The 26,848-nt window shown below is 62.4% G+C and carries 24 protein-coding genes; 15 read left to right on the forward strand and 9 right to left on the reverse strand.

The window, feature by feature from the left end; all coding sequences use genetic code 11:
- Nucleotides 1-38: 38 nt before the first annotated feature.
- The 5 genes from HRF45_04175 to HRF45_04195 form a co-directional block, all read right to left on the reverse strand.
- Nucleotides 39-812, reverse strand: coding sequence for a 6-phosphogluconolactonase (locus tag HRF45_04175; protein ID MEP0765722.1), 774 nt, complete (start codon nt 810-812; stop codon nt 39-41).
- Between the two features lie 4 nt (nt 813-816).
- The gene (tkt, locus tag HRF45_04180; protein ID MEP0765723.1) at nt 817-2,844 is read right to left on the reverse strand and encodes a transketolase; all 2,028 of its coding nucleotides are present in this window, start codon (nt 2,842-2,844) and stop codon (nt 817-819) included.
- A 95-nt stretch (nt 2,845-2,939) separates the two neighbouring features.
- On the reverse strand, nt 2,940-3,974 hold the full coding sequence (locus HRF45_04185) for a hypothetical protein (protein MEP0765724.1): 1,035 nt from the start codon (nt 3,972-3,974) through the stop codon (nt 2,940-2,942).
- Nucleotides 3,971-4,684 carry a hypothetical protein gene (locus tag HRF45_04190; GenBank protein ID MEP0765725.1) on the reverse strand — a complete coding sequence of 238 codons (714 nt, stop codon included), beginning with the start codon at nt 4,682-4,684 and terminating at the stop codon, nt 3,971-3,973. The genes HRF45_04185 and HRF45_04190 overlap by 4 nt, the downstream gene beginning before the upstream one ends.
- The gene (locus HRF45_04195; GenBank protein ID MEP0765726.1) at nt 4,674-5,039 is read right to left on the reverse strand and encodes a hypothetical protein; all 366 of its coding nucleotides are present in this window, start codon (nt 5,037-5,039) and stop codon (nt 4,674-4,676) included. The genes HRF45_04190 and HRF45_04195 overlap by 11 nt, the downstream gene beginning before the upstream one ends.
- Nucleotides 5,040-5,147: 108 nt before the next feature.
- Between HRF45_04195 and HRF45_04200 the strand changes: the two genes are divergently transcribed.
- The 10 genes from HRF45_04200 to HRF45_04245 all read left to right on the forward strand — a co-directional run bounded on the left by HRF45_04200 (nt 5,148) and on the right by HRF45_04245 (nt 15,315).
- Nucleotides 5,148-6,818, forward strand: coding sequence for an HD domain-containing protein (locus HRF45_04200; protein MEP0765727.1), 1,671 nt, complete (start codon nt 5,148-5,150; stop codon nt 6,816-6,818).
- 50 nt (nt 6,819-6,868) lie between these two features.
- The gene (pilM, locus tag HRF45_04205) at nt 6,869-8,002 is read left to right on the forward strand and encodes a pilus assembly protein PilM (GenBank protein MEP0765728.1); all 1,134 of its coding nucleotides are present in this window, start codon (nt 6,869-6,871) and stop codon (nt 8,000-8,002) included.
- The gene (locus HRF45_04210; protein ID MEP0765729.1) at nt 7,965-8,573 is read left to right on the forward strand and encodes a hypothetical protein; all 609 of its coding nucleotides are present in this window, start codon (nt 7,965-7,967) and stop codon (nt 8,571-8,573) included. Before pilM ends, HRF45_04210 begins: the two co-directional genes overlap by 38 nt.
- The gene (locus tag HRF45_04215; protein ID MEP0765730.1) at nt 8,570-9,178 is read left to right on the forward strand and encodes a hypothetical protein; all 609 of its coding nucleotides are present in this window, start codon (nt 8,570-8,572) and stop codon (nt 9,176-9,178) included. The genes HRF45_04210 and HRF45_04215 overlap by 4 nt, the downstream gene beginning before the upstream one ends.
- Nucleotides 9,175-9,864 carry a hypothetical protein gene (locus HRF45_04220; protein MEP0765731.1) on the forward strand — a complete coding sequence of 230 codons (690 nt, stop codon included), beginning with the start codon at nt 9,175-9,177 and terminating at the stop codon, nt 9,862-9,864. Before HRF45_04215 ends, HRF45_04220 begins: the two co-directional genes overlap by 4 nt.
- Nucleotides 9,865-10,054: 190 nt before the next feature.
- Nucleotides 10,055-11,416 carry a hypothetical protein gene (locus HRF45_04225; GenBank protein ID MEP0765732.1) on the forward strand — a complete coding sequence of 454 codons (1,362 nt, stop codon included), beginning with the start codon at nt 10,055-10,057 and terminating at the stop codon, nt 11,414-11,416.
- On the forward strand, nt 11,413-13,116 hold the full coding sequence (locus HRF45_04230; GenBank protein ID MEP0765733.1) for a type II/IV secretion system protein: 1,704 nt from the start codon (nt 11,413-11,415) through the stop codon (nt 13,114-13,116). Before HRF45_04225 ends, HRF45_04230 begins: the two co-directional genes overlap by 4 nt.
- A 3-nt stretch (nt 13,117-13,119) precedes the next feature.
- Nucleotides 13,120-14,358 carry a type II secretion system F family protein gene (locus HRF45_04235; protein ID MEP0765734.1) on the forward strand — a complete coding sequence of 413 codons (1,239 nt, stop codon included), beginning with the start codon at nt 13,120-13,122 and terminating at the stop codon, nt 14,356-14,358.
- Complete coding sequence (locus HRF45_04240; protein ID MEP0765735.1) at nt 14,355-14,768, forward strand: prepilin-type N-terminal cleavage/methylation domain-containing protein; 414 nt, start codon at nt 14,355-14,357, stop codon at nt 14,766-14,768. Before HRF45_04235 ends, HRF45_04240 begins: the two co-directional genes overlap by 4 nt.
- 112 nt (nt 14,769-14,880) lie before the next feature.
- Nucleotides 14,881-15,315: a prepilin-type N-terminal cleavage/methylation domain-containing protein gene (locus tag HRF45_04245; protein MEP0765736.1), complete on the forward strand. Its 435-nt coding sequence runs from the start codon at nt 14,881-14,883 to the stop codon at nt 15,313-15,315.
- Between the two features lie 73 nt (nt 15,316-15,388).
- On the opposite strand, the gene aroF is transcribed toward HRF45_04245, so the two are convergent.
- Nucleotides 15,389-16,429: a 3-deoxy-7-phosphoheptulonate synthase gene (gene aroF / locus HRF45_04250; protein MEP0765737.1), complete on the reverse strand. Its 1,041-nt coding sequence runs from the start codon at nt 16,427-16,429 to the stop codon at nt 15,389-15,391.
- Nucleotides 16,430-16,638: 209 nt separating this feature from the next.
- A complete protein-coding gene (gene eno, locus HRF45_04255) occupies nt 16,639-17,922 on the reverse strand; it encodes a phosphopyruvate hydratase (GenBank protein ID MEP0765738.1) in 1,284 nt (427 codons plus the stop codon).
- Nucleotides 17,923-18,022: 100 nt separating this feature from the next.
- Between eno and ruvA the strand changes: the two genes are divergently transcribed.
- From ruvA to HRF45_04275, 4 genes are read left to right on the forward strand one after another with little or no spacing between them, the layout of a single operon-like run.
- On the forward strand, nt 18,023-18,613 hold the full coding sequence (gene ruvA, locus HRF45_04260; protein MEP0765739.1) for a Holliday junction branch migration protein RuvA: 591 nt from the start codon (nt 18,023-18,025) through the stop codon (nt 18,611-18,613).
- A gap of 28 nt (nt 18,614-18,641) precedes the next feature.
- On the forward strand, nt 18,642-19,673 hold the full coding sequence (ruvB, locus tag HRF45_04265) for a Holliday junction branch migration DNA helicase RuvB (GenBank protein ID MEP0765740.1): 1,032 nt from the start codon (nt 18,642-18,644) through the stop codon (nt 19,671-19,673).
- A complete protein-coding gene (locus HRF45_04270) occupies nt 19,670-20,860 on the forward strand; it encodes a tetratricopeptide repeat protein (GenBank protein MEP0765741.1) in 1,191 nt (396 codons plus the stop codon). Before ruvB ends, HRF45_04270 begins: the two co-directional genes overlap by 4 nt.
- Before the next feature lie 3 nt (nt 20,861-20,863).
- A complete protein-coding gene (locus HRF45_04275; protein ID MEP0765742.1) occupies nt 20,864-22,411 on the forward strand; it encodes a tetratricopeptide repeat protein in 1,548 nt (515 codons plus the stop codon).
- Between the two features lie 99 nt (nt 22,412-22,510).
- Here the strand turns inward: HRF45_04275 and HRF45_04280 are convergent, their stop codons facing one another.
- Entirely contained in the window at nt 22,511-23,428 is a 918-nt protein-coding gene (locus tag HRF45_04280; protein MEP0765743.1) for a hypothetical protein, read from the reverse strand.
- Nucleotides 23,425-24,504: a glycosyltransferase gene (locus HRF45_04285; protein ID MEP0765744.1), complete on the reverse strand. Its 1,080-nt coding sequence runs from the start codon at nt 24,502-24,504 to the stop codon at nt 23,425-23,427. Before HRF45_04285 ends, HRF45_04280 begins: the two co-directional genes overlap by 4 nt.
- Before the next feature lie 261 nt (nt 24,505-24,765).
- Here HRF45_04285 and HRF45_04290 point away from each other — a divergent pair, with 261 nt between their 5' ends.
- Nucleotides 24,766-26,766 carry a type IIA DNA topoisomerase subunit B gene (locus HRF45_04290; protein MEP0765745.1) on the forward strand — a complete coding sequence of 667 codons (2,001 nt, stop codon included), beginning with the start codon at nt 24,766-24,768 and terminating at the stop codon, nt 26,764-26,766.
- Nucleotides 26,767-26,848: the final 82 nt, after the last annotated feature.

The raw sequence follows: 26,848 nt of genomic DNA on the forward strand, positions 1-26,848 counted from the left end.
GCGCGGCCCTCATCGCACGATGAGGGCCGCGCGACCATTTACAATGGGCGGGCGTCCTTGGCTAGGATGCCCAATCGCTGTGCTGCGGCGGTATCCAGGTACCACACCATCTCTCCGCCGCGAGGTCGGAGCGCTTGAAGGGGATGCTTCGTCGGCTCGATGTCGCCCTCGAGAGTGTCGTGCACCACCCCCGCTACCTGGGACCCGCTCACAACTATCCAGATGCTCTCCGAGCGGTTGAGCGCACGCGGGGTGAGACTGAAGCCCCTGCTACCAGTGGGTGAGAGAGGGCACGCGGCGACGTGGCGGTTGGATGTCAGTACCGCCTCGGCATCCGGTCGCAGCCCTGCAGTACCGCCATCCGCTTCGACACCCAGTACTACCAGGTCGAAGAGATCTCCAGCGACCTCGCCACGAACCCGGCCTAGCAGTTGTTCCTCGTACCGACGCACCTCGGAGCCAGCGTCCGATGCGTCACCTCGAAAACGATGGACGTTGTCGGGGGGCACTCCCACACGTGACAGGAGCTCTGCCCACAGCCGCTCGTAAAGTGCCTCCCGATGATCACCTACCCACATTCTCTCACACACCTGGTAGATAATCACCTGCTGCCAGGGTACGTCACTGGCGTGCTTCTCGCCGAGGCGCATGCGCACAGGAGCAGTGACGTCCTCGGCTCCGAGTGCCAGCACCGCCACACCTTTCTCCGCTACAGTGTCCCCGACACGGCGGGAAATCTGACCGGCAATGATTCCCGCAAAGTCCTCTTCTTCCCGTACGATACGTAGAATGGGAATCCGTGTGCCTCTCATCGGATCAGATGACCCTCTTTGCAGCTTTTACTACGGCCTCCGCAGTAAAACCGAACTCACGCGCTAGGTCTGCCGCAGGTGCGGACGCTCCGAAGGAGCGCATCGCGAGAATCGTGCCGTGTGGACCCACGTAGCGCTCCCATCCCAGCGGCGAGCCCGCCTCGATTGCGATCCGTGCCTGCACACTAGGTGGTAACACCTGCTTTCGGTATTCCTCCTCCTGCGCATCGAATAGCTCCCAGCTTGCCATATTTACAACGCGGCACACGATACCCTGCGACTCGAGTGCCCTGCCTGCCTCTAGCGCCACGTGCACCTCCGATCCCGAGGCCATTACGATTAGCGTAGGAGCCCCTTCGCCGAAGTCGGCAAGTACGTAACCCCCGCGCCTGACACCTGAAGCAGGTGCCACCTCGGCTCGGTCCAGAATGGGCAGGTTCTGTCTACTCAGGATAAGCGCGACGGGTCTGTCTTGGATCGTGACTGCCATTCGCCAAGCCTCTACCACCTCGTTGGCATCGGCCGGTCGGATTACCGTGACGTTGGGAATCGCGCGCAGCGCAACAAGGTGTTCGACTGGCTGATGAGTCGGACCGTCCTCACCCAACGCGATGCTATCGTGGGTGAACACGAGAATGATACGCTTACCCGACATGGCGGCCAGCCGTATAGGCGGTCGCATATAGTCGCTGAAGACCAAGAACGTAGCGCCATAGGGTATCACACCACCAGACAGCGCCATGCCGTGTAACGCCGCGCCCATGGCATGTTCCCTCACCCCGAAGCGCAGATTCCGTCCCGATGGGCAATCCTTGCTGAAGTCCGAATCGCCCTTGATAAGCGTGTTGGTGGACGGGGCGAGGTCGGCTGAGCCACCTAGCAGGTTAGGTAGCACGGGTGCGAGCGCGTTGATCACCTTGCCAGATGCCACGCGCGTTGCGATCGGCCCGTCTTCAATGTTGAAGCGAGGCAAAGCCTGCTCCCACCCTTCCGGCAAGTGTCCAGCCAACCCGTCTGCGAACTCCCTCGCCTCGGACGGATACGCCTGCGAATATCGTCCGAAGGCTTCCACCCACTCCGTATACGCGCGGCGTCCCGCATCGGCAGCACGCGATGCTTCCTCACGCGCCTCTGCAGGCACGAAGAACGGATCCTGCACCGGCCAGCCGAGGCGTTCCTTCGTCAGTGCAATCTCATCGTCTCCGAGCGGCGAGCCGTGCGCCTCAGCCGTGTCCTGTTTGTTCGGACTGCCATAGGCGATGTGGGAGCGCACCCTGATCAAGGACGGTGCCGCAGTCTCCTTCCGAGCACCTTCGACAGCATCCGCCAACGCACTCAGGTCGTTGGCATCTGCCACACTCTGCACATGCCATCCGTACGCAGCGAACCGTGCGCAGACGTCTTCGGAAAACGCAAGGTCGGTGCTCCCTTCGATGGTGATACGGTTATCGTCGTAGATCGCTACCAGCTTGCCGAGCCCCAGGTGACCTGCGAGAGATGCGGCTTCGGAACTAACACCCTCCATCAAGTCCCCGTCGGAGCACAGCACGTACACACCATAATCGAACAAGTCGTTGAAGCCGGGTCGCGAGAATCGGTCGGCCAACCACGCCTGGGCGATCGCCATGCCCACAGCAGCTCCGAATCCCTGGCCGAGCGGGCCTGTCGTCACCTCCACGCCCGGCGTATGCCCGTACTCTGGGTGCCCCGGCGTCATGCTGCCCCACTGCCGGAAACGCTTTATCTCGTCCAAGCTTAGGTCGTAGCCGAATAGGTGCAGCAGGGCATACAGCAACATGGAGGCGTGGCCGCAGGAGAGTACGAAGCGATCGCGCGCTGGCCACTGCGGCTCATCTGGATTGAAGCGGAGCACGTGGCGATATAGGTAGTACCCAACCGGCGCGAGGCCCATCGGAGCACCAGGGTGCCCAGATCTGGCTTTCTGGACCGCGTCCATTGCCAGGGTCCGAAGGGTGTTGATGCACAGTGTGTCGATGTCGCTCATTTGCTGCTGCTGCCCTCGCTCGGCCATAGATTGAAGTGGCCGGCAGAGCCCCCGCGATCAGGTCGCATGGCTCCGCACAGCCCGAACGGTCTTGTTCGGCAGGGTGGCGCGCTCTCCTTCGCCTACGGCCAGTAGCTCGGGACCTTCATGGTCCAGCCGAGATCGGGATCGTTCACGAATGCCGGATCGTGATCGATGCGCAAGCTTCCTCCCGTGACTAGCTCCCGGCACGCAATGCTCCCTACGACGTTGAGCGTACCCTTGGTCTCGAAGACACCCGGAGTGTAGAAGAAGCCGTCGAGGTCGCGCACAGGATCGTCCACCATCACTTTGGAAGCAAGATACACCCATCGGGAGCCTGTCCCGAAGCGGTTGGCTGAGTTTCTGAAGCGCAGCGTGCCGCCCACGACGATGATGCCGGAGCCACTGGTGGTACCGCCGTTCAGAGTCAGGTTGCCGGTCACTACAATGACCAGATTGTTCCCCACAAACCAGGCTACTGGTAGCGTTAGGTTGCCTGTGTAGACGATGCCGATGGCCTGGTAGTCTGCGATGGAATAGGCAGGGAACCATAGCGAAGGAGCGTTCTCGACGGTTGTGCCGGTGACGGGTGGACGGTATCCCAGAATCCGTCCGGAGAGAAGAAGGTTACCGTTCACCGAGCTGCCAAGCACCCACGTCAAATCACCGTTGAGCCTAACCGAAGACGTGGTGCCGCTTTGTCCGGTCCGAATCGCCTGATCATCCCAGTCAAAGCCGTTGACTGCTAGGGCATAGTCGAATGGACGCGGAATTCGGAACCCGGGACCAATGACACGCGTGATCGTCAGGGCCTTCTCCCTCAGTGTCGCAGTAGAGGTCACCTTGACCGATCCCGATGGCCTCGACTCCATCACTGTGCTCGCGGCGTAGGTTCCGCCGGCGCAGCTCCCCGAGACGCTTACCGAGGTCGCCTGCTGAGCCGCCATCTCGTAGCGGGCGTGCTCGATGCCGGCCTCGGCGATGTTGCGTAGGCATTGCAGGTGCGAGTCCCGCACTGACCTAGCATATGCCGACGAGGCGAACTCCAAGACCGCCACGCCGACCGTGGCGCCGATGACTACCGTGATCAGGGCGATCAGTAGCGCGGAGCCTCGCTCGCGGCGACCAGACGTCATTGCTGCCAGTTCCTGTAGTAGAACTGCCGAATGATGCGCCTCTGCTCGCTGCGCTCGGTTCTCGGGCTCAGCACCGATGTCCGGACCGGCTCCTGGCTCTCGATTGCCACACGCACCCTGGGCTCTGTGGGCGACGCCCATGCCCAAGAGCCGGCAGGCACACACACGAATCGTGGTCTGCCGGTTCCGTAGTACATAGACCACTGGGTGTCCACCGTAAAACTCGTGGACCCGGCAGGTGCCCTTGCTCGCCAGAGCACGTTGCCCGTCGCCTCTACCGACCCCGTCTCATCCGAGAAGTAGAAGGCGTACACCTCTCCGCCCCGATACAGGGCCGCGCCTGCGGTGTTCACGCGATAGGGCGCGGGCTCGCCGTATGCGGACGCATCCGGCATCTCACACAACAGGGCGCGCGTTCCGCTAGGTAGCATGACGGTTCGACAAGAGAACGCCCCTTCGATGGTTGGTCGCATCGCCTCCAGCGCAGCGGCGGTGGTCACCGTCGCTGCAGCTTGGGCTCCTACCCTCGCCGTCTGCGTAACTACGAACGAGTGTGCTCCCACAACGGCAGCGAGGGCTACCGCCGTGAGACCTGTAGCCACCACGACTTCGACAAGAGTGAATCCCCCTTGCACTCCCCCGGCTCTCCTGATGCTGGCTGTGGTGCCTCTGCCGCTCGAGGTGGTGGCATCCCGTTCCCTACGGCGCATAGATCAATGTCTCCTCGCTGATTCGCCCAGACAGGGACCCGCGGGCTCCGCCCGCCGTCCAGGTGACCTCGACCTGTACCGACCACAGGCCCGTTAGCCCCGGCACTGCCGAAACCGTTACCGTGGCAGAGGACTGGTCGGGTAGGCCGGTGACCGGCGAGGTCACGGTCGAACCGGGAGCCAACAGGTTCGTGTTGGCACGCCGCTCCTCGAAGGCGTTCTGGGCGAATACGCACGCAGACTGGATGTAGGCTGCCTTCAGATTCGCTCCGTGGGCAAAGCGGATGGCCTCGATGGTGGCGGCCCCCCCGATTCCGATGACCACGAGTGCCACCAGCAGTTCCACCAAGCTCATGCCCCTCCGGGCTCTGCTTCCGGCCGCGAACTTGCCCGGGTTCTGCCGAGGTTCCTGCACGCTATTCCACCGCCTACCGATTATTAGGTCGGGTACTCCGAACCATCTATGGAGAACAAGCGTCGGGCTGAACTGATATCCGTCCGCGTGCGCTGGGCGATTCTTGCCGCAGCGGTACTGATGCTGGAAGGGCGCGCACCACTTCTCGCAATCATCTTTGTAGGTTTAGTTGCCAGCTTATACAACATTGCTGTGTGGCGAGCATGCCGAGACACGGTCAACTATCAGCGAACTGGCAGGCGGCTCGCAGAAGTAGCCAGGGCGCTCGATATCGTCGTGATAACGTCCACGATCCTTGTCCCAGGCGGCGTACACAGCAACACGTACCTTTTGTACACGCTCGTGCTGCTGCAGGCGGGTTTTGCGACGGCGAGGCGGCGTACCATCGTCGCTCTCACCTGCCTTGCCAGTGCCTCTTATCTAACTGCGGCTGCCGTGGCTGCCAGCGGCCTGCCCGATCTGCCCTTACTTGCGCGAGGGGGGCTCGTCGCCCTTGGTGGCTTCCTGGGTCTCTATCTGGGGGAGTACCGGATGCAGGAGGAGGGCAAAGCAGCACAGCAGATGCGGTTGGCAACCATCTATGACTGCTGCATGAGCCTGACCAGCGGCCAGCGCCTTAGCCCGCTGTTGTCGCGAGTCCTTCGCTCCGCTGTACAGGAAATTGACGCGACTTTGGGCTACGTAATGCTGTCCGCGAAGGACAACCGGGACATACTGCTTACCGAGGTGGCCTACAGCAAGCATGGCAACGTGGACTTCCCGAAAGAGTGCCTGGTCGGAGAAGGGCTTGCCGGGTACGTGGGGGCTACAGGTCAGCCGCTACTCGTGAATGCCGGCGAGGAGGATGGCCTGGACGCTTCGTTCACGGATCACCAGCCTGGCGCCGGCTGTGCTATCGCCGCTCCCCTGCTCTATCGTCTCGGCTCCGTAGACCCGTCTGCGGAAAAGCAGCAAGAAGTCGTGGGTGTACTGGTGTTCCACTCTGCCGAGCCCGGGCGTAGATTTACGGAGGCCGACCTGGACTTCGTGCGCACGTTGGCATCTATGATCTCGGTGGCAGCGGTGAACGAACGGATGTACGAGGCGCTGCGCGACACGTTCCTCCGGACCCTGGAGGCTCTGGCCAACTCCCTGGAAGCCCGCGATGAATACACCAGGGGCCACTCCCAGCGTGTTTGTGACCTCTCTATGATGCTTGCCCGTCACATGGGGGTGTGCGAGGAGGCGTTGGCGGAGATACGAGTAGGCACTCTGCTCCACGACATCGGCAAGATCGGCATCCCGGACGCGGTCCTGAACAAGCCAGGTCGGCTGACCGAGGAGGAGTTCGCTCTCATGCGGCTGCACACGGTCATCGGCTACGACATCTGCAAGCCCCTGGGGCTGAACGAGGGCGCGCTCATGCTTATCCGCAACCACCACGAGCGGCTGGACGGCACAGGATATCCCGACGGCCTGAAGGGTGGTGAGTTGCCTCTGTCCGTGCGCATCGTCTGCGTGGCGGACGCGTTCGACGCCATGTCCTCTCGGCGTCCGTACCGCGACGTGATGGACGAAAAGCTGAGGCTAGAGCAGTTCAACCGATTTGCCGGCACGCAGTTCGACCCGGTGGTAGTGCAGGTGCTGAAGACCCTCCTGCGCGAGGGCAAACTGGACGAGATGTACCAAGACCACTGGAACGACGTAGCAACCTCTCGCGATCACCTGAGGGCGGCATAGCCATGCCCGGACGAGTGAGGAGTGCAGCGAGAAGGAGGCAAGGGTTCGGAGTGGACTTCGGCCGTCGCTTTCTGAAGGCAGTGCACGTGGAGGAAGGGATGGAGGGACTGACGATTCGCGCTGCCGCGGCGCTCCCGGTCGCCCCAGGAACCTACGAGAACGACCGAATCGTTGGCCGCCGCCGTCTCGCCTCCATGCTAAGAAAGTTGTGCAAGGAGCAGGGCATCTCTCCGCCGCGCGGACGATTCTCTATCCCGACTTCATCTCTGTCCCTGAAATGGCTCGATCTGCCGCGGATGGACCCCGAAGACTTGCCTGCCGCGGCCCGCATGCAAGCGCAGCGCTACTTTGGCACTGACCCATCCCGCTCATACCAGACCCTGCTGCCATTGGAGGCCGGGGCCAACTCCGGCGAGGTGCACTATCTGCTCGTTGCCGCCCCGCGGGATGTCGTAGACGCTCGCGCCGAGGTGATGGAGACCGCGAATATCGAGCCGGTGGCGGCCAACATCGAGCCCATGTGCGTGCTTAGAGCGCTGTACAGCCTCTTCAGCCGGGGCGGGGTGTTCTGGAGAAACCAGTCGCTCACCTTCGTCGAAATGGGCTCCTCGGCAACCGAGATGTATGTAGTGCGCGATATGCGCCTTCGCTTCGTGCGGTCCATAGCTTTCGGTGCGAGGAACCTGGCGTTGACCATCGCCGAACAGGTGGGTTGCACCGAGGCGGACGGGGCACAGATGCTGGAAGCGCCGACAACGAGCCTCGACACGTCGGGAAAGCTCAGAATGCAGATGGATCATGGTCGAGAGGACCTGGACGTGGCATCTACTCTTGCCCCGTTGGTACGGGAAATAGGTCGCCTGCTCGTGTACTATCGCTCGCTATTCCCTGAGCGCAGCTACGCAGGCATTCTGGACAGGATGTACCTGTGCGGCGGCACAGCATCGTTGCGCGGGATGGATGCCTATCTCGGCGCCGCGCTCGGCATCACCGTGCACGTGGTGAACCCGTTCTCCCAGGTTCTGGCGAAATTCAACGTGAGGGCATTCGAGTCGGTCTCGCACCGCGAGCAGGCATTCACTGCTGCGATTGGTCTCGCCATGGCGGATGTGGCAAAGGCGCCAGAAGCGGAAGGAGGTGGGGCGGATGATGCAAGTGAGTTCATCTGGAGTCGAGCTTCTTGATGCCGCGCCAATCTTCGACGGCCCGAACCTGCTTGAGGAGCGGATCGGCCAGCGCGCTGCAACCTACACCGCTTCGGTGCACACCCTCAAGCATCTGGCGGTGCTGGCACTGATCTCTGCTACCCTGCTGCCCTATCTGTGGATCGCTGCAGGCAAGCTCCGCGCAGAGGCTCGGGCTGCGGGCATGGCTGCAGCTGAGGCATCGCGGCGCTACGAAGCCGTCAAGCGGCAAGCCGCGGACCAGCAGCCGGCAATCCAGTACGCCGAGCGTTTGCAAGTTACAAGACAGCACCGCGAGCGCTGGCTTTCCGTACTTCACTCGCTAGAAGAGGGAGTCGGGCCGAGCGGCTTTGTGTCCGGAGTATCCATCCGCTCGTTGCCCGGCGCGTTCGAGACGACGGTCAACGGCGAGGCCTCTTCGCTGACCGAAGCCAACCGATGGCTCGCATCGCTGCGATTGCGGCCGGAATACCGCGACGTAGCGATAGCTCGCGTGCAGCCTGCCGAGAAGCTTCGTAGTTCTACGGTCGCGGTCCGCTATGAGCTGAGAGGCAAGGTGAGGGTGCAGTGAATTGGCGGCTGCTGTTGTCGAAACGGTCGGTTCTGGAAGCGCTGCGAGCCGCACACCGTATCGGCCTCGTCCTCGTGCTGGTGACGGGGGGTTACGCGGGCTACACGCTGTGGCAGCAACACAGAAAGCTGCAAGAAAGCCATGAGGCAACTCGCGTGACGGAGGGTGCCCGCTTGCAGGCAATCGCGGACCTGCGACGTGTCAGTGCCAACGCGGCGGCAGTCTCTCCCGAACAGTTACAAGCTGATGCTCCCGCTCAGTTCACCTCGATGTTCGAACAGCTTTGCAGAACGCAGGGAGTGGTCATCAGCTCATTGGAGGCCGACACGACGCCCCGAGCCGCCCTTGACCAGATGGCTGGTGGGGCGGGCATCGAGGGCTGGGTCGTTCTCGGCCACGCGATCCAAGCGGTGGGACCATACTCTGCGATTCGGACGGTGCTTCACGAACTCCAGTCGTTTCCAATGCCGCTGGAGTTCCTGGCCATCGAGACGTCGCGGACGGGCACTGATGCAAGCGGGACGCCGCTCGTGCAGATCAAACTGAACGTAGAGGTGTACCAGCCAGGAAGCCCATCAGCCGAGGGAGCGGAGGACACGACATGATGGAGCGCATCAATCGCTTCCGCCGGGACCCGCGTATGGTTGCGCCTCTCTCCCTGATCGCAGTACTCGTCGTTGGGTACGCCGTGATGCAAGCTCTCGCGGGGCCGAGCCCTGTGCGTGTACGGGTCCAGGAAGTGACCCCGCAGGTGCAGACTTCGGTCAGCATCCCGATGGGAACCGACTCGCGGCAGATCGAGACGCGCAACCCCTACTTCCATCCTGCCCTGCTGCAGGCGGAGAACCCCAAGGGCGGGACGACGGACGAAGTGCCGCCTGGTGGACTAGGGGGCCTGCTACCGGTACAACCCGCGCCTTCGGAAGTCATTGACAGAGGCATGCCTCCGCCGCTCACGGCGGAGGCATCGGTAGGACCCGGGGGGCACCAGCAGCCCAAGCCGCAGGTGGTGGAAGGTTCGGAACCGACGGGCGTTCAGGGGAAGCCTACACCGCAAGCGGCGGAGGCGTCGGAGCAGTTGCAATTGTTGCCTCAATACCAGCTAGTGGCCGTGGTGCTCGGGGCGCAACCAGCCGCCCTCTTGGTAACCGAGACCGGTGACAACCTGCAGGTGATGTTGTCGGACAAGCTACCCGGCGGCGAACGGGTGGTCCGGATCACATCAACGTATGTGGCGCTCGAAGGGAGTGGCTGGGCACGGATACTGTTCCTTTCGGGGTCGTGGCCGTGATGACGAGCGGACAGCCAGATGTCGCCTCCACTGCAAGCGGCGGAGGCATCAACGGTATCACACCTCGGCCGGGTGCCATGAGCGACTTGCTGCCCGCGATGAACCCCGAGTCGTCCGCCGGCAGATACCGAAAAGGGGGTTTCCACGGCACCCAAAACCGACTGCTCGTGGATGTTTCTGGAGGATGGCAATGAAGCTACATCGGTTCGTATCGAGAGGCCATCGGTGGTTTAGTAGATGGACCATCTTTGCCACTTTGCTCCTAGCCGTCATGGCGATCGCTGCGCCCCCCGACCCTGCCGAGCCATGCAACCTCGAGATGCAGAACGCGGACGTTGCGGCGGTGCTTCAACTCCTGGCCCGACAGCGCGGCATAAACTTGGTGTTCGCTTCCGAGGTGAAGGCGAAACGGAGCTTCAGCCTGCAAAACACGTCTTTCGAGGAGGCGCTCACACGCCTCACTAAGTACGACGGCATGAGTTGGCATCTGGATGGCGACGTGTACGTAGTGGGAACGCCCGAGAAGCTGCAGGAGCTGTTCCCCGAACTGAGGCCCGCTCCGCCTCCCCCGCCTCCCGCCGAACGGTTGGTGGTCAAGAGCTACCTGTGCAGCCACATCAAGGCCTCGGAGGCGGTCAGCCTGTTGGACAAGCTGTTTCCCGCTGAGGCTAGCGGAGGTCTCGTCGCGTCACTGGCTCCCGGTCCCCTTACCCCTGGGCTCTCGGGCACGTATTCTGCGCAGTCCGGGATGGGCGCACAACCGATGGGAACGGGAAGTGCGGAGCAATCCGCGTCGCGCAGGGTGCTGGTCCGTGGACCCGAGGTGCTGGTCGAGTCTGCCCTGGAGGCACTGCGGAGTATGGACGTGCCGAGGCGACAGGTCAATATCGCCGTGACCATCCGCGACGTGACACAGGACGCGCTCAAGGAGCTCGGCATTTCGTGGAGCTGGTCGAACATCGGTCTGCGCGAGCGGAGTGGCGACGGCATCCAGTTCGGCGCCTACTCCCGGCAACCGTTCAACATAGACGCGGTGCTCTCGGCAATGGAGAAGGAGGGCAAAGCCCAGCTCCTGGCCGCACCCAATGTTAGCGTGCTCGACGGTGAGAAGGCTTTTGTCCTGATCGGCCAGAGGCTGCTCTACCCGGTCCTCATCGGCTACTCGCAGGCAAACACTCCCATCTTCGACAAGCAGGAAGAGCGGGTTGGTATCTACCTGCAGGTCTCGGCGCTGATCACCGAGGACGATGAGATCGCGTTGACCCTGTATCCCCAAGTCTCCGTGGTGACGGGTTACCTCGAGCAGAACGGCGGCAGCTATCCGCAGATTGCCACACGAGAGGCTCAGACCAGCCTGAGAGTAAAGCACGGCCAGCCCATCGTCATCGGTGGTCTCATCCGCCAAGAGGAGATCAAGACGCTGGAGAGGGTGCCAGGTCTATCGCAGATCCCACTTTTCGGCGAGCTGTTCAAGCGGAGGAAGACCACGAAGCTGAACTCCCAGGTGATCATCATCATCACGCCCACCATTCTGGAGGACTCTCAGGAATGATCGCCGAGCGCCCGCTCGCCGACCTGGTGGTGGACGAAGGGTTCATCGGCCGCGACGAGCTCGATCGCATTTTGGGCCGCCGCGAGGACGCCACCGAACCTGTCGGCGACCTGCTCGTACGTCTCGGCCTGCTCACGGAGAAGCAGAAGACCTATTGCATCGGCAAGCAGCTAGGCGTGCCTTTCATAGACCTCTCTGCCGTGGACTTGGACACCAGCATCGCTCGGGCACTTCCGCACGCTGTCGCGATAAGGCTGATGGCGGTGGCGTTCGACAAGAGCGCCGACGGTTACAGTGTCGCAATGGCAAACCCGCTCGACATCGCCGCACTCGATGACCTGCAGGCTCGCCTCGGTGCACCGGTTGAACCCTATATCGCCTCCGAGGAGGACATCCGCGACGCCATCTTCCGAACCTTTGGTGCCTACGATGACCTCGGCGAGATCGTAGGCGAGGCAGTCAAAGGCCTCGACACGGCGGAGATCGAGATAGCCGACGAAGAGACCGAAGATGGTCATGTCAATGTCGTCGAACTGAAGGAAGTCGCCGAGGGCGCACCGGTAGTCAAGCTGGTGAACGCTATCTTCGCCAGGGCGATCGCAGTTCGGGCTAGTGACATTCACATTGAGCCACACCCGCGCCGCGTCCGGGTGCGCTACCGCATAGACGGCATTCTTCAGGAAGCGATGGTTCTGCCAAAAGACCTCCAGCAACCGCTCGCTTCCCGCATCAAAGTGATGGGGGCAATGGACATCGCCGAGCGTCGGGCTCCACAGGACGGACGGTGCACGCTGGTTACGCCGCAGGGCGAGTTCGATTTCCGCATCTCCACCTATCCGAGCGTGAACGGGGAGAACATCGTGCTGCGCATCTTGGACAAGAAGGCGGCGATGATCGGAATGGATCGCCTTGGCCTGAACCCAGAAGTGCACGCAAAGGTCGAGCGCCATATCGCGGCTCCCAGCGGCATGATTCTAGCCACCGGCCCGACCGGCTCCGGCAAGACGACCACGCTATACGCCGCGCTCAACGCGCTCAACACCGTCGAGCGAAACGTCATGACCATCGAAGACCCGGTCGAGTATCAGCTCACTGGCGTAGTCCAGGGCAACGTCAACCCGCGCGCGGGCATCACATTCGCGAACGGGCTCCGCGCCATTCTGCGCCAAGACCCCGACGTGCTGCTCGTCGGCGAGATACGCGACACCGAGACCGCAGAGATCGCCATCGAGGCGGCACTAACCGGACACCTCGTGCTCTCCAGCCTGCATGCCAACGACGCGGCAGGTGCGGTAAGCCGGCTAGTGGACATGGGGATCGAGCCGTTCCTTGTCGCGTCGGCCGTCAACCTCGTACTTGCGCAGCGGCTCCTGCGAGTCACTTGCCAGAGGTGCAAGATGCCGCATCGGCCGAGCGACTTGCTCCTCCACCAGCTCGGCCTCCCGCTCGAGCATGCCTACGAACAGGGCTTGGGCTGCGACTACTGCGCCCGGACGGGCTATATGGGAAGATGTGGGGCCTATGAGGCGCTGGAGGTGACACCGCCAATCCAGAACCTGATCATGCAGAAATGCGCGCCGGGGCAGATCCGCGACGCGGCTATAGCCTCGGGCATGACGACACTGAGGGAGGATGCGCTGGCCAAGGTGCTGTCCGGGATCACGACTCCTGACGAAGTGGCGAGGGCGACTCTGGAGTAGGCCATGCCGATCTACCGTTACAAAGCGTACGAGACCAGTGGAGCGCGGGTTCAGGACACCATCGAAGCGTCGGACGAGAAGGACGCTCTTCGGAAGCTTGCATATCGCGGCTTGACTGTAGCATCTATCCAAGTCGAGGCGCAAACGCATGCCGCCAGAGGCCGGCGACCCGTGACGGAGTCTTCCGGTATTGGCGTATTTGGCCCAAAGCTGAAACCCGAAGACACCGCGGTGCTGTGTCGCGAGCTCGCCATCATGATTGACGCGGGCGTGCCCATCTCCGAAGCACTCACTTCGCTTGCCGAAGCCGCACGGCACCCGGCGATTCTCCGCGGGTTGAACGACGTCCTCGCCCAGATCCGAAATGGCGCAAGCCTTTCGGAAGCTATCCGCGTTGCGCCTCGCGTCTTCCCCGGGCTTTTGGCCGACATCGTCAGCGTGGCCGAGGAGGGAGGCAGTCTACCCACGGCGCTGGACACCGCAGCTTCGCACATCGAGCAGTCGCTGGACTTCCGCCGCAAGGTCCGATCCGCGCTCATTTACCCAGTGCTACTTCTAAGCATTGCCGTCATCACCGCCGCTGTGCTCATCACCTTCGTACTCCCGAGGTTCACCAAGATCTTCGAGAACATGGGAGTGGAGACGCCGACAAGCACCCAGGCACTGCTCGCAGTAAGCGGTTTCTTGCACGGTGCGTGGCCCTATATCTTTGGGACTTGCGTCGCTCTTTGGGTGGTCTGGCGACGGCTGATGAAGGAGCGGCCGTTTTGCACGAACTGGACGCGGGGGCTGATGCGCCTCCCGATCGCAGGCGATCTCATGCGTAAAGTGGCGTTGGCCCGCGCCCTCGCCGTTCTCAGTTCCCTGCTTTCGTGCAATGTGCCGCTGCTCCGAGCGCTGACTCACGCCGGCAAGGTCACCGGAAACCCGGTATACGAGGACAGCTTTACGTCGGTCGCCTCCCGTGTAGAGGGTGGTCGAAGCCTCGCGGAGGCTCTGGGGGAGGCTGACGCTATTCCTCACCTCATCATCCAGATGACCGCCGTAGGGGAGCGCACTGGCTCTCTGGCCGCTGTACTCGGAAAGACCGCGGCGTTCATCGAGGCCGACGTGGACAACAAGCTCCGGTCACTCACATCCATCATCGAGCCCCTGATGATCGTCGGGCTCGGCGTGTTCATCGGGTTCATCACCATCTCGGTCATAGCGCCGATCTACTCTCTCGTAGGGCAGGTCCGATGAGACGCCGACGCGGATTCACCCTGGTGGACGTGCTGATCACGGTGATTATCGTGGGAGTGCTTGCATCCGTGGTGATCCCGAAATTCCAGGACGCACAGGTGAGGGCGAGGTACGCGGCCCGCGCGGCACTGATTGACATCTATAACCGTGCCACCGCCCGATACCAAACGGACACTGACCTTTTCCCCACCTCACTCGACGACTTGGCCGCGACCAGCGCTCCGCCGAACGGACTGCTACCCTCCGGGGTGCGAGTGCCGCTGCGCGCGGTGCTGTGGCACGGCCCCTACGTCTCGGCGGTGCAGAGCGACCCCGTTACTGGGCAGCCTTTCGTCTACATGACATCGGGATCGGCGATTGGCACAACGCAGCCTCCTCCGGAGACGGCGATTGAGATGGCGGTCCAGTAGATTGACGAACAAACCACGCAGGAATGCTGTGGTACCAACATGTTCATGGACCGACCGAACGTGGAATAGAACCGATGTGCTCGATGGAGCGAATAGGAACGAGGTGCTTGCGATGGTGTTGAAGAGGTTTCGGAGTGGGTTCACCCTGGTCGAAGTGCTGGTGGTTGTAGTTGTTATCGCCATCCTAGCCGCGGTGGTTCTCCCGAAATTCGTCAACTCCGGACTCCGCGGCAGGGAGGCGGCGCTCCGAGCCGAGTTGAAACTGATGCGGAATGCGGTAGAGATGTTCAAGAATGATACGGGAGCGTGGCCCGCCAGTCTGTCGGCTCTGACGGCGACTAGCGCACCAGCGACTGGGCTCGATGACTCCGGTACGAGCAAGAGCATCGTGGCCTCGCACTGGAAAGGCCCCTACCTGGCCACGATCAACAACGACCCGGTCAGCGGCGCAGCGTATAACTACGGCACCACGTCACCGGACGTTGGAAAGATATCATCCAGCGCAACGGGGAACGACAGCGAGGGCAACCCCTATAGCGGGTACTAGCGGAAAGCGGCCTGGAAAGTTCCGCAGCCGGCCACCTGAAGCGGGACAGGTGGCCGGCGTCCTTCTCCTTCTGTCATTCGGCAAGCCTAGCTTCTCGCCCGACCGCCTCTGCCACCCGTGAAACCTGCCTAAAGAGATCGATGAGCACAGGCGGCTCCAACGCCTGCGCTGCGTCGGAACGAGCCTCTCGCGGGTTCGGGTGCATCTCAACGATCAGCCCGTCTGCTCCGCACGCAACGGCGGCTAAGGCCATGGGCGGCACCAGCCGAGCGAACCCTGTACCATGGCTCGGGTCCACGATCACCGGCAGATGTGATATCTCCTTTAGCACCGGCACGGCGTTCAGGTCCAGAGTGTTTCTCACGTAGGTCTTGTCAAGGGGATGGACGCCTCGCTCACACAGCACGACGTCACGTGCTCCGCGCGATAGCAGGTACTCGGCCGCCAGCAGGAATTCGTCAATCGAAGCGCTGGGCCCGCGCTTGAGCAAGACAGGGTGGCCAGACGCGCCCGCCTCGACCAGCAGCGGATAGTTCTGCATGCTTCGGGCGCCGATCTGAAGCATGTCCACGTGCTCTGCCACCATCGCCACGTCGCCGGGCGACATGACCTCGCTGACGGTGGAGAGGCCGTGCGCCTTCGCGGCGTCTCGCATGATCTTCAGCCCTTCCCTGCCCAGTCCTTGAAAGGCATACGGGGAGGTTCTCGGCTTGAACGCGCCTCCTCTCAGCATCGTGCCACCGGCCGCCTTTACCGTCTGAGCCGCGGCCATCATCTGGTCTTCGGTCTCGACGGAGCAAGGGCCTGCGATGAGGGCCAGACGCCGACCGCCAAACTCGGTCTGCCCTATGCTGATCACCGTGTCTACTGCGTGGAACTCGCGGCTGGCCAGCTTGTAGGGACGGCTGACGTGGGTGACGTGGTCCACGCCATCCATGACCTGCAAGGTCTCGGCGAGGGTCTCGCGCGTCTCTGTGGGGATAGCGCTGACGATGCCGATGGCCACGCGCTCGCCGCCAGGCAATCGAATCGGCACGAGGCCGTAACTGCGTATTCGTTCCTCAACCGCGCTGACGAGAGTATCGTCAGCACCGCGCGTCATGGCAACAATCATCGTCTAGTCGTCCTCGCGCATACCTGTGTCATTTCTCATTGGCGGCACTCGCGTAACTCGCCACGATCTCTGCTGATTCCCGCCTTAGCCCGAATAACAACGAATGACGTAGGAATATTACTGCCCGTGATCCCCACGAAGGCGCGCGATCAGGGCACGACTTCTCGATGCGTGCGTCGTCCACAGACGCACGTCGCCACGCGGAATCACTACCGCCGGAACTTGCGGAAAGCCTCCTTGCCTGCATACACCGCACTCTCGCCCAGGTTCTCCTCGATCCGCAGCAGCTGGTTGTACTTGGCTACGCGCTCGGAGCGGCAGGGGGCTCCAGTTTTGATCTGACCCGCGTTAACCGCCACGGCGAGGTCGGCGATCGTCGCATCTTCCGTCTCACCACTCCGGTGGCTGATCACGGTGGTCATGCCCGCGCGAACCGCCATGTCAATCACTTCCAGCGTCTCGGTCAATGTGCCGATCTGGTTGAGTTTGATGAGGATGGAGTTGGCGGTTCGCTGCTCGATGCCTTTAGCGAGTCGCTCCGCGTTGGTCACGAAGATGTCGTCACCAACGATCTGGTACCGATCTCCGTAGGCCGCGGTCAGCTTCGACCAGTTGTCCCAATCGTCCTCAGCGAGCCCGTCTTCGATGGACACGATTGGGTAGTCGCGCAGGAACGCCCCATACCACTCGACCATCTCCTCGCCGGTCTTCGCGCTCTCTGTCTTGAAGACGTACCTACCCTCTTTGTAGAACTCGCTCGCGGCAGGATCAATCGCAATGACTGCGTCCTCACCGGGTCGGTACCCAGCCTGCTCGATGGCGCGGACCAACAGGTCGAAGGCAGCACGCTGATCCGACAGGTTGGGGGCAAAGCCTCCCTCGTCGCCGACGGAGGTGCTCAAGTTCTCAGACTTCAGTACCTTTTTCAAGGAGTGATACACCTCGGCTCCCATGCGAAGGGCATCTGCGAAGCTGCTCGCGCCGATCGGCGCCACCATGAACTCCTGAATATCCACATTGCTGTCCGCGTGCTTGCCACCGTTGAGAATGTTCATCATGGGCACGGGCAGCACGTGGGCATTCACACCGCCCAGGTACTGAAACAGCGGAAGACCGGCTGCCTCGGCCGCTGCTTTCGCACACGCCATCGAGGTGCCGAGAATTGCGTTCGCACCGAGCTTGCTCTTGTTCGTAGTGCCATCAAGCTCTAGTAGCAGTCTGTCAATCTCGCGCTGATCGAAAGGGTCCTCGCCAACCAGCTCGCTAGCTATGACGTCATTGACGTTCTCAACCGCAGTGAGCACGCCCTTGCCGCCATACCTAGCCTCTGCCTCGTCGCGCAGCTCCAACGCCTCGTGCGTTCCGGTAGAAGCTCCGCTGGGCACGGCGAACCTGCCTACCTCGCCGGTCTCCAGCAGGACTTCTACTTCGACGGTAGGGTTGCCGCGGGAGTCGAGGATCTCTCGACCCTGGACACCGATAATGGCTGACATCGCATGACCTCCTGGGGGTTCTCTCGGGCAGCCGGAGTATACCTTTGGCCTCGGGTGCTACAATCGGAGGTCCCTGCCCCATCCAGGCAGGTTGAATACCATGATCACCAGGCTACGTGGCACCGTTCTCGAGCGCAGTAAAGGACGACTGGTAGTGGACGTCAACGGCGTCGGCTACGAAGTGGCGGTCAGCGATTCGGTGGAGCGCGTTGCCCCCGAGTCAGTGGATCTGTTTATCCGACTGGTCTGCCATGACGGCGAATGGGACCTGTACGGGTTCTTGGGACCAGTGGAACGAGACGTGTTCGACCTCTTGAGGTCCGTCAGCGGCGTGGGACCGCGCACGGCGCTCGGGCTCATCGGATCCATGGGGGCGGGGGAACTCGCGAAGGCGGTGGCACACCGCGAGGCCAAAGCCTTGACAACAGCCCCGGGCGTCGGCCCGAAGCTAGCACAACGCATCGTCCTCGAACTTGCGGACAAGATGGGTGAGATGGCGTTGCTCGACAGGGCGGTGTCCCAAGTATCAGTCTCCTCACAGATCGACGATGTAGAGGCTGCGCTGGTCGCGCTCGGGTATCCGAAGGCCGAGGCCCGCCGAGCCGCCCTTTCCGCGGCGGACGGTGGCTCCCACCACGCAAGCGTCGAGGACCTGGTGCGGAAAGCGTTGAGCCTAGTTGCGCGGAGATAGTGGGGGGATGGGCGATATGAGCTCCAGTCTGGAGCAGAGGATCGTGGCACCGGAACCGCAACCCGACGACGTGGGCGAGGGCTCGCTCCGCCCACAGTGGCTGCGGGAGTTCATCGGGCAGGCGGAGATGAAGGAGCGGCTGTCCATCTTCGTGGAGGCTGCACGCTCGCGCGGTGAGCCGCTAGACCACACGCTCCTCTACGGACCGCCCGGCCTCGGCAAGACGACCCTCGGCAACATCATCGCGCACGAGATGGGAGTGCCCGTCCGAGTCACCTCTGGCCCTGCCATCGAGCGACCCGGCGACCTGGCTTCCATCCTCACGAACCTGGAGCCAGACCAGGTGTTGTTCATTGACGAGGTCCACCGTTTGCCTCGCACCGTAGAGGAAGTGCTCTACCCAGCGATGGAGGACTTCAAACTGGACATCGTCATCGGCAAGGGTCCCAGCGCAAACGCCATCCGCCTGAACTTGCCGCCCTTCACGATCGTCGGCTCCACGACACGAATCGGCTTGCTCTCGGCACCGCTCCGCGACCGGTTCGGCGTGGTGTTCCATTTCGGCTTCTACGAGCCCGAGGACCTGAAGCGGATTGTCGAGCGCTCCGCAGCATTGCTGGACGTGAAGTGCACGCCGGACGGCTCCGAGGAGATCGCCGGCCGGTCGCGCGGAACACCGCGCATAGCCAATCGTCTACTAAAGAGGGTGCGCGACTATGCCCAGGTGCGCGCCGACGGCGTGATCACGCGCGATGTCGCGAAAGCTGCGTTGGCAATGCTGGAGGTGGACGCAATCGGATTGGACCGCGTGGACAGAACGTTGCTATCCACTATCATCCGCAAATTCGGCGGTGGGCCGGTTGGTCTCGACACCCTCGCGGCCGCCATCAGCGAAGATGCCGGCACAATCGAAGACGTGTATGAGCCGTTTCTTATTCAGCTCGGTTTCCTGAATCGAACGCCGCGGGGACGTTGTGCAACCCCGCACGCGTACCGACACCTGGGAGTGCAGATTCCTGCCGAAGCCGAGTCGTTGTTCGATACCGGAGGTGGATCGTGAGATGCACCCACTGTGGGGCGGATAATCCGGACGACAGCGCTTTCTGTAGAAAGTGCGGTCGGCGTCTCCTGTCGCCTCGCCCTACTCAGGTCATTGACTTCGAGAAACTGCTGAACGACGGTTACGCATCGCTGGACGCCGGACACACAGGAGAGGCGCTGCTTGCCGCGGAGGGCATTCTCCGCTCGGACCCCGCCAACACCTCCGCACTCGCACTCAAATCGCTGGTGCACGAGCGAACCGGCGACCTTGACCAGGCGATTGACGCTCTCGAGCAGCTCGTGACTCTCAACCCGGACAGCACGCCGGACCGGCGGCGCTTATTGGAGCTGCGGGCTCGACGCGGCTACCCGACCTACCGGGTGCAGCGCCCGGTCACTCCAACAGGCTCGCCTTTGCTCGCGGCAAGTCTCACCGCCATCGTGTTCCTAGTGTGCGCACTGGCGTTCACCCTGATCGTCTTCCGCGACAGACCCGAGCAGACCCAGGCAGGCGAGATGAACGGCCGGCCTGCAGCCACTGAGACCTCCCGCGAGTACGCTCAAGTACCGACGACGGGCCAAACGCCTGGTGTTCCGCCCATCAACCATTATCGTCCCGAGGCCGCACAGCAACCCGCAACCTCGCAACCTGTCACCGTCGCACCCGGTGCGTCCGCCCCCACCGGCGCGCTGCTACCGCCGATCGTGCCGATAATCGGCGGCGAAGGCTCGGCGAACAACGACACGAACATCGCTGGGACCACAACACAGCCGGCCGAGCCAGGCGGCGCGGTCATGCCCTCTCCGCCGTCCACCGACACCCGTCCACCAGCACCAAGGTCCATTATCGAGGTCTCCGTGACACCTCCCAGCGGCTCGGGAAGCGCACCGACTGGCCCGAGCGAGGACCAGGAGTCGCTGAACTACCTTAGGATCGCGCAAGCACAGCAGCAGCAGGCGGACTACGCGAAGGCGATCCAGACCTACCGGAAGGCTCTGCCCGGTGCGCGTTTTCCCGGCAGGATTTACCAGGCGATCGCCCTCTGCCACTACCGGCTGGGCCAGATGAACGATGCGGCGGCGGCCTATGAAAAGGCTATCCAAGCCTACGACGCACAGGCCCGCTCAGGGTACGACGTCAACGGTGCGCAGGCTGGCATCGCTGCATGTCGGGCTGGCCTCCGTGCGGTTCGGGCGGGAGGATAGGACTTGCGGCAAACGGTCGTCCTGGCATGGCTGCTCTGGGCAACCGCCGTCCTGGGGCAGCAACCACGCCTGCTTATCCACCAAGAACGTTCGGCAGCCTCTCCAGAAACCGACCCGAACATCGTCATCGTGCGCGTGCTGGAGCAGGAGTTGGATCAAACAGGCAAGGTGCTGCCCATCATCTACTCACCGCAATCCCGCCTCGTGCAGCTTGCCATCGCACAGGGGAAGCTGAAGGAGGCGTTCGCAGCACCTTCTCGGCAACAGATCTCCGACATCGCAAAAGCGCTGGAGTGCAAATACGTGCTCATCGTGGCGGCACAGGTCGTCGGCGATGCGGTTCAAGTTTCCGGCGAGTTGCACCGACATGGTGCGCGCGAACCAGTGTGGGGGCCGGTCCAACAGAGTTTCAGTGCAGCAACCCCCGCCAAGTTGGACCTCGACATGGCCGCCGCCTCTGCAGCGCGAACCATAGCCCTGCAGCTCGTCAACGGCCCTCTCGCTGCCGAGGAGAGCCAGCCACCACTACCGCCTGTGGACCCTGGTTCGGGATCCGGCATCACCACTCCGCCCGCTGATCGAGAGAACAAGCCTCTGCGCGACGCAAAGGCCGCTCTCGAGCGAGGCGACCATGCCGAGGCCGCTTCCCTTCTACGCACCGCTGTGGACCGCGACCCCTTGAACCCCGAGATTCGTGCCACGTTGACCTCGGTGTACAGCTCACTCGGACTTCATGATTTGGCGGTCGCCGAAGCGGTTCGTGCTCGATCGTTGATGCCAGAGGAGCGTTCCACGCAACTTGCCTATGCCCGCACTCTCATGCAGGCCGGACGGCTACGAGAAAGCGAAGTGGCCTATCGAGAGATGCTCGACAAGGACAAGGATTGGATCGAGGCGATGGTCGGACTAGCCGAGGTGCAGATTGCCCGCCTGCTTCCTCAGGAGGCCGAACGCCTCTATCGCCGTGCCCGCGAACTTGCCCCTAAGGACCCAGACATCGCCTGGGGCCTGTCCGAGGTGCTGGCTATGGAAGGTGACTTCGCCGGCAGTTTGCGTGAGCACGACGCAGCCGTGGCGCTCGGCATGTCCGCCGACCCTTCGGCCGCGGCCAAGCGATATGACCGACTCGCAGCCCTTATCACTGGTCTCGCGGCACAGCTCGCAGCGGAAACCGAGGAACTACACGCAGAGGCTCTCAGGACTCGTGAGACCGATAGCTTCGACCTGAGCGCTCGAATCGCCACACTACTCGGTCGAACCAACAACCTATGCAGCTATCTCGACCAGCTTCCGCCGCCTGCTGTACATCGTGCTAGCCACTCTCGTAGGGTACTCGGCATGAATCTTATGAGCCAAGCGATCCTCGCGATCAAGCGAGCGGTCGAGCAAAATGAGAAGGACCCGCTGGACGAAGCCGTTGTAAGCCGCGCCGAGGCGGTACGGGAGATGCTCGAAGCGGTGAAGGTCTTCGAGCAGGAGCAGGCCGAAGAGCGGGCACAAAAAACAGCCACCCCGGGCACAAATGAAAAGTCGCCCTACCCGGAGCGATAGGGCGACTGCTTAGATACCTTTCGGTACCTCGCATGGGAAAAGGAGGACATGCGTACCTATTGAACGCTCGTTGCCTCGCCTGGGTTCCCAACCGCCCGCTTATGGTCCGATAATCTCGCGCACCGCCTCGTCCGCATAGGGTGGCCCGCCTTCCGGCGCTGCGCTAGGCCTCAGCTCCAGCACCTCGCAGCTTCGCAGAGCATGCGGTACGGATGTTGCTGCATGCGCACGCAGGAGCGGCTTCTCGTCACCCCCGACAGTCTGCCCGGGCAGGATTGTTTGACCTTCAATCACGTAGGACGCCATACCCAGCAAGAAGCTTACAGCCGCCGTCTTACTGCTCTCATCGCGAAGTAGCACTGCCAGCTCCGGCTTTCCGAACCGATACAGCCCGAAGGTGGCCGCCCAGTACCCCGGCCAAGACTCGCTGGGCAGAATCGGCACCGTGCAGAAGAGCAACGCTGGGTGCTCGCGGCTTCTCTCCTCGAGTTGCGTCCACTCCCCGGCATCCCACCAGCGATTCACACCCACGTCTCGCATCACCCCCGCACTCTGAACCGCAATGCGATCGCCCAGACGATACATGAGGCCGCACGCTGCGTCCGGGTTCGGGCCGGGCTCTGAGATGCGAAGCGCTGCGATGACGGGCTCTTGCTCCAGGATCGAGGCCACTCTCCTGCCCACTGGCCTGCTCGAGTCCGGGGAGTTGTCGCGCGTCTCCTGGGCTGCACCCGCCACGGCGTCTAGTGGCGCGACCCGGATGGAGAGCGCAGTCTTGCGATCCGTCGTTACCACCCCAAAGTCGCCATGCTCCAGTCTCGCGTGCATCAGGTCAATCTGCTCCGGCGTCTTGTCGAGAGGGACGATGTAGCCCGGGATCGCTCCATTGGAGCCTGCCTTGTTCGCAATGGAGAGCAGTGGAGGAGCCTCCGCCTCGGGGTAGATGACCGCGATGCCCCACTGCTCCTTGCGGAACTTCTCCTTCCCTTTCCGACCTTTGGAGAACGGCCACATCAACCTTTCCCCTCCAATCGCTTGGAAGTGCACGCCTCTTCGAACACCTGACCGTACCCGGCTATCATGATCTCCCGAGTGTATCGTTGTTCGACGACCCGGCGTCCAGCGGCGCCCATTTGGACCCGAAGGTTCTGGTCTCCCAGCAGTCTCGCCACATTCGCGGCCATCGCTTCCACATCGCCTGGCGGCGAAACGAATCCGTTGAGCCCGTCCTCCACTATGTCACGCACGCAACCCACGTCTGTGGCGCACACGGGTACGGCACACGCCATTCCCTCGAGCAGAACCTGGGGAAACGCCTCTAGGTGGCTCGTGAGCAGCAGAACGTCGAAGGCAGCCACCATCGGTGCGACATCCCGCACCGCCCCGTGAAAGGTAACACTGCCGCCAAGTCCCAAATCCGTGGAGAGTCTCCGAAGATGTTCCATCCGTGTGCCATCCCCTGCGACATGGAAGTGTGCCTGCGGATGCAGGGCAAGCACCGACTCGGCAACTCGAAGGAACATCTCGTGGTTCTTCTCCGGCCGGAGGGCGCCCACGATGCCGACATGGAGGGCGTCCGGAACGAATCCCATGGCGGCCCGAGCCGCATCCTTCGCTTCAGGAGGAGCGAAGCGCGAGACATCCACTCCCACCGGCACGATCCGAACGGCTTCCCGCCGTGCCCCATCGTTACGAATCACGTAGTCTCTGTGGGCCTCCGAGAGACAAACGACGGCGCTCGCCACCGGAAGCGCCATCTTCTTTGACAGCCAGGAACGGCGGCTTCCCTCATAGTGACCCATCGAGTGAACGGCGATCACCAGCGGCGGTGCATGCCCCGCTCGTCGCAGCGCACCAGCCCAGAAGAGGGGCAGCGTGGAATCCGTAACGTGCAACAAGTCCGGTTTCTGCTCTCGCAGGAGTCTCCTGAGCCGGAGGTAGATCAAGGGGTCCATTCGCACCTTCGCCAAGCGGGCCGTAACGGAGTAGCCCGCCTCACGCAGCAGAGCTCCGACCGGCCCCTCATCGTAAAGCGTGGAGAATGAGAAGCCGAATCGCTCGCCGGACAGGCCGCGAGCGACGGTTTCAATCACCCGTTCCGCTCCGCCGAAGGGCATCCGAGCATGGAGCGACAGCACACGAATCACGCCTGCATTATAGACGCCTGCTCGGTGGCCCGGCGTACTTCGGGATACCCAGACATGGCTCCCGAATCGGGCCAAAACGGCTGCTTTCGTGGCCTCGCACAGGGTAAAATCGGTATACGAACTTCAACAGGAGTGAACAGCTTGACGGCTCTTCCCGACGACGCCGAGAATGCCCAGAACGAGCAGATCGGCGAGCAGTCCGCAGGCATGGATGCCGGAGCGGACAGCCAGCTAGACACCCACGCGGACGCCAGCTACACGGCCCAAGACCTCGAGGTACTTCAGGGGCTCGAAGGCGTTCGCCTGCGACCCTCGATGTACATCGGCGACCCCAATATCCGAGGGCTGCACCAGCTCTTCAATGAAGTGGTGGACAACGCGGTGGACGAGGCTCTCGCGGGCTTCTGTGACCGCATCGAGATCACCCTGATCGACGAGCGTACGTGCTCTGTCCGAGACAACGGCCGCGGCTTCCCGATTGATATTCACGAGGAGACCGGCCTTTCCGGGCTCGAGACCGTCATGACCATGCTGCACGCTGGCGGCAAGTTTGGCGGCCGCGGTTACAAGGTCTCGAGCGGGCTGCACGGCGTGGGCGTCAGCGTCGTGAACGCGCTATCCAGGTGGCTCGAAGTCGAGGTCTGCCGTGACGGAACCTTATACAAGCAACGATACGAACGCGGCGTAACCGTAACGCCACTGCAGAAGCTGGGTAAGTGCAAGGAGCGCGGCTCGCGGGTGACATGGTGTGCCGACGAGACCATCTTCAAGGAGCACCGCTACGACCCCAAGCTGATGCTCGCACGCATTCGGGACCTCGCGTACCTGAACCCCAAGCTGACCTTCGTCTGGCACGACAAGCTACACGGCGAAGAGCCGATCACCATCCGGCACAAGCGCGGCATCAGCGAGCTGGTAGAGCACCTGAACGAAGGCAAGGACGTTCTCCACAAGGTCGTCCACTTCTCGCGCACGCGGGACGATGTGGAGATCGAGGTCGCCCTGCAGTATCACGACAGCTACTCGGAGCTGATCCTCACCTTCGCCAACAACATCAACACCACGGAGGGCGGCACGCACTTGAGCGGCTTCAAGACGGCGCTCACCAGGGTGATCAACGCCTACGCCCGCAAGACGGGCATATTGAAGGACAAGGACCTCAACCTCACCGGTGACGACGTCCGAGACGGCATTACCGCCGTGCTCTCAGTCAAGCTCGAGCATCCTCAATTCGAGGCGCAGACGAAGATCAAACTCACCAACTTCGAGGTCGAGGGCCTGGTCAATTCCACGGTCGGCGAGGCGTTCGGCGAATTCCTCGACGAGAACCCGTCCATAGCGCGCAAAATCGTGGAGAAGGGTCTCGTGGCACGTAGAGCTAGAGAAGCGGCGCGCCACTCCGCCGAACTGGTTCGCCGACAAAGTGGTCTCGAACACCTCTCCATGCCTGGCAAGCTCGTGGACTGTATCGAGCGCGATCCTAGCCTGTGCGAGCTGTTCCTAGTCGAGGGCAAATCGGCTGGCGGCTCTGCCAAAGAGGGCCGTGACCGACGCACACAGGCGCTGCTACCGCTGCGAGGCAAGATTCTCAATGTGGAGCGGGCGCGAATAGACAAGGCGCTCGCCAACGAGGAGATCCGCTGTCTGATCACCGTCCTCGGGACCGGCATCGCCAACTCGCACACATCTTCGAACGGAGTGGAGGAGGAGTCTCAGAACGGCAGCTTCGACTTAAAGAAGCTTCGCTACCACAAAATCATTATCATGACGGATGCGGACGTGGACGGGGAGCACATCCGTACCCTGCTGCTGACCTTCTTCTATCGTTACATGCGACCACTCCTAGAGGAGGGCCACGTCTACATCGCGCAACCGCCCCTCTTCTGTATTCGTGCCGGCAAGGACGAGCGGTATTACGCCGCGAGCGAAGAGGACCGGGACGCCATCGTGAAGTCCTTGCGGGCCAAGAACAAGACCTGCACCGTTTCGCGCTTCAAGGGTCTGGGCGAAATGAACGGGCAGGAGCTGTTCGAGACGACCATGGACCCCGAGAGCCGCACCATTCTTCAAGTCCAGTACGATCCGGAGGTGGACAGCGAGAGCGCCGAGGAGATATTCAGCAAGCTAATGGGCGACAAGGTGGAGCCGCGGCGCGCATTCATAGAGCGCCATGCTAAGGAGATTACCGACATAGACTGGGACTACTGACGGCTAGGTTCGCTGCGGGATTCCGTGGTACCCGGCATTTCTTCTCTGTACCTTTCAGCGCAAGGATGGCACAAACCCTCGT

This window comes from Fimbriimonadia bacterium, assembly GCA_039961735.1.
Classification (GTDB): Bacteria; Armatimonadota; Fimbriimonadia; order Fimbriimonadales; family JABRVX01; genus JABRVX01.